At 68.0% G+C, this 3342-nt stretch carries 5 protein-coding genes and 1 pseudogene; all 6 read right to left on the minus strand.

Annotation, left to right across the window (positions count from 1 at the left end; translation table 11 throughout):
• Positions 1-30 precede the first annotated feature (30 nt).
• Complete coding sequence (locus ACEN88_RS27370) at positions 31-444, minus strand: DUF2334 domain-containing protein (RefSeq protein ID WP_413344734.1); 414 nt, start codon at positions 442-444, stop codon at positions 31-33.
• Entirely contained in the window at positions 431-1594 is a 1164-nt protein-coding gene (locus ACEN88_RS27375; protein ID WP_413344736.1) for a glycosyltransferase family 4 protein, read from the minus strand. Before ACEN88_RS27375 ends, ACEN88_RS27370 begins: the two co-directional genes overlap by 14 nt.
• A 184-nt stretch (positions 1595-1778) precedes the next feature.
• The gene (gene recR / locus ACEN88_RS27380; protein ID WP_413344738.1) at positions 1779-2369 is read right to left on the minus strand and encodes a recombination mediator RecR; all 591 of its coding nucleotides are present in this window, start codon (positions 2367-2369) and stop codon (positions 1779-1781) included.
• Positions 2370-2412: 43 nt separating this feature from the next.
• Positions 2413-2703 carry a YciI family protein gene (locus ACEN88_RS27385; protein ID WP_413344739.1) on the minus strand — a complete coding sequence of 97 codons (291 nt, stop codon included), beginning with the start codon at positions 2701-2703 and terminating at the stop codon, positions 2413-2415.
• Positions 2703-3029 (minus strand): YbaB/EbfC family nucleoid-associated protein, encoded by a 327-nt coding sequence (locus tag ACEN88_RS27390; protein WP_413344741.1) that lies wholly within the window; start codon positions 3027-3029, stop codon positions 2703-2705. The genes ACEN88_RS27385 and ACEN88_RS27390 overlap by 1 nt, the downstream gene beginning before the upstream one ends.
• Before the next feature lie 72 nt (positions 3030-3101).
• A pseudogene (locus ACEN88_RS27395) lies at positions 3102-3342 on the minus strand (DNA polymerase III subunit gamma/tau); the annotation flags it as partial.

Below are 3342 nucleotides of genomic sequence, written 5' to 3' on the forward strand. Positions count from 1 at the left end.
GGTTTTGCATGACACCGGTGATCGGCCAGCTCACCGCGGCGAGAATGTGCAATACGGCGCCGCGAACCAGTCGAGGCCCAGCTCCAGGCGCCGCCGCGCTTCCGCCTCCATGAGCGCCGCGAATTCTCCCTCGCGCCGCGTGTACACGTTACGCAGGAAGCGCGCGCGCAGGCCGCCGGTGGCCGCCTCCGTGTCGAGATGGCTGTAGCCGTGCAGCGCCAGCTCGTCGCCGCGCTCCAGCGCCACGTTCAGGCAGGCTTCCATCGCGAGGGACTGCTCGGGGCGGAAGTGGTAATGCGGGACGACGAGCCACGTCAGCGGGATGTCCGCCACGGCGCGCACGGCTTCCACGAGACGCAGGCAATCGCTCCACGTGGCCGGCGCCACGTCGTGGATCGAGACGCACAGCATGTGCTCGTCAGGAGACCAGTCAGTCTGTGACACGGATGCGCTCCCGTTCATGGATCAGGTCGATGGCGATGTCGGCGGCCGCGTGCGGATACCCGTGCAGCAGGCCTTCGTAGCGGCCGATCACCTGCGGCAGGATCTCGTTCCAGTCGTAGCGTTCGACGGCCCTGCGCCGTGCGGCCTGCCCCATGCGGACGAGGTCGCGCTGGTAGATGGCCTCGATCGCGCCGGCCAGGCTGTCGACGCGGTTCGGCTCGGCCAGGATGCCCGTCTCCGTGTCGACCAGCTCGGCCACGCCGCCCTTGTTCGTGGCGACGACGGGCAGGCCGCACGCCATCGCTTCCAGCACGATCAGGCCGAACGTCTCGCAATCGCCCGGGTGGACGAGCACGTCGCAGCTGGCCAGCAGGCGGGCGAGCTGGCGCTGGTCGCGCCGGAACGGGATGTGCGTGACGCGGTCGCAATACGGCAGCACGCCGCCGCCGCCCACGAGGATCAGGTGGTACGGGTCGCCCAGCTTGCGCACGGCTTCGATGAGGACGTGCAGCTTCTTTTCCGGCGTGAAGCGGCCCGCGTAGACGAGCAGGCGCGCGTCCGGCGTGAGGCCCAGGTGTTCGCGCAGGGTCTCGTCGCGGCGCTGCGGACGGAACACGCTGCTGTCGATGCCGAGCGGCTGGTGGACCGCGCCGGACACGCCGATCGCGTCCAGCTGCTGCACCATGACGCGGCTGGGTGCCAGCACGAGGTCGAACTGGCGGTACAGGTTGGCGAGGTAGCGGCAGGTGCCGCGCGCGATCCAGCGGCCGAAGCGCGGCTGCACGAGGCGCGGCAGGTCGGAGTGGTAGAAGGCGACGGCCGGGATGTCGTAGCGCCGGCGCATGCGCAGCGCGGCCCAGGCGCAGTGGCCGGCGTCGCCCGCTTCGACGACGTCGGGGTGGACCGATTCCAGCAGACGCACCGGGCCTTCGACGGACAGCGGCATGCGGAAGCCGTGGAAACCCGGCAGGCCGGCGGACGGTATCTTGACGAGCGCGGGCACCGTGTCGTCGCATGTCTCCACGTTGGAGCTCATGATCGTGTGCCGGACGCGGCTGCGCCGTGCCAGCCAGTGGGCCTTGGCATTCAGATAGGTGCTGACGCCGCCTCCTTCGGCCGCGTAGAACATCGTGATGTCGACGAGATGCATGCTTGGGGTCCGGTCAAAGTATCCCCACAATAGCAGCGTAGACGGTGCGCCGGGTTTGCGCACTGTCAAGCGAACACCGCCTGCTGCCGGGAGCCGTCCTGGCCGCGCAGGCACCGTCCGGCGCCGCTACGATGCCGTCACTGTTGCGCGACGGTGCGAGGGCTCCCCGTTGTGGGGAGGCCCATTATGCACTGCGCCTGTCGAGCATGGCGCGCGCGATGGTGCCCGCGTCCACGTACTCGAGCTCACCCCCGACGGGAACGCCGCGCGCAAGGCGGCTGACCGTGAGTCCGCGCGCCTTCAGCATTTCGCTGATGTAATGGGCGGTCGCTTCGCCCTCGTTCGTGAAATTGGTGGCGAGTACGACTTCCTTCACGTCGCCATCGGCCGCGCGACCGATCAGTTTTTCCAGGTGCAGGTCCTTGGGACCGATGCCGTCCAGCGGCGACAGCCGGCCCATCAGCACGAAGTACAAACCCTTGTATGTCAGGGTCTGCTCGATCATCATCTGGTCGGCCGGTGTTTCGACGATGCACAGGAGTGTCCGGTCGCGCTGCTCGTCGGCGCACAGGTCGCAGACCTCGGTCTCCGAGAACGTATTGCACAGCGCGCAGTGATGCACCGCGTCGACGGCCTGGTACAGCGCGCGCGACAGCATCGCGGCGCCTTCGCGATCGTGCTGCAGCAGGTGGAAGGCCATGCGCTGCGCCGACTTCGGCCCGACGCCCGGCAGGCGGCGCAGTGCCTCGGTGAGGAAGTCGAGCGATTTGGACATAATTGACTCCTGGACCCCGGGGACGCCGAGCCTCCGCCGGTGCTTACTGTGCGCGCCAGGCGGACAGCGCCTCGGCGGTCATGGTGGGAACGAATTCAGTGACCGCATAGGTCGCGAGGCCCGCCTGCGCGAACGGATCGTCGCGCAGCGCGGCGTCGAGCGTGGCGCGGTCGGCCGCATGGGCGACGAGGATGCCGCCGTCGCGCGGCTCCTTGCGGCCCGCCATCAGGAGCAGCCCGCGCGCGGTGTGCTCCTGCAGCCAGGCACGGTGCGCCGGCAGGCAAGCGTCGATGCGCTCGAGCGGCGCCGTATAAGTTAGGGTAACAATAAACATCAGAACGGCATCTTGAAGCCCGGCGGCAGCGGCAGGCCGGCGGTCAGGCCGCTCATCTTTTCCTGGGCGGTGGTTTCGGCCTTGCGCACGGCGTCGTTGAACGCGGCGGCGACCAGGTCTTCCAGCATGTCGCGGTCGTCGCCCAGCAGCGACGGGTCGATCGACACGCGCTTGACGTCGTTCTTGCACGTCATGACGACCTTCACGAGGCCGGCGCCCGACTGCCCTTCGACTTCGATCTGGGCCAGCTGCTCCTGCGCCTTCTTCATGTTGTCCTGCATGGCCTGCGCCTGCTTCATCAGGCCTGCGAGCTGGTTTTTCATCATGATGTGTTCTCCAAAAAAGTCGGATGGGTAAATCGTTTATACAGTTTATACCGGCGCGGGCACGGACCCGGCTCAGGACGCGATCGGCCGCACGGAACCGGGCACGACGAACGCGTCGAACGTGCTCACCATGTCCTGCACGAACGGATCGGCATCGACGGCCGCTTCCGCTTCGCGCTGCAGCCGCTCGCGCCGCGCCTTGGCTTCGGCGCTGGCCGTGTACCAGGTCGGCGCGATCTCGGTCTCGACGTTCACGCGCACGGTCGGGAAGCGTTCCTGCAGCGCCGCGCACAGTTTTTCGCTGTTGCCGCTG

The organism is Massilia sp. CT11-108 (genome assembly GCF_047302915.1).
GTDB classification, from domain to species: Bacteria; Pseudomonadota; Gammaproteobacteria; order Burkholderiales; family Burkholderiaceae_D; genus Telluria; species Telluria orientalis.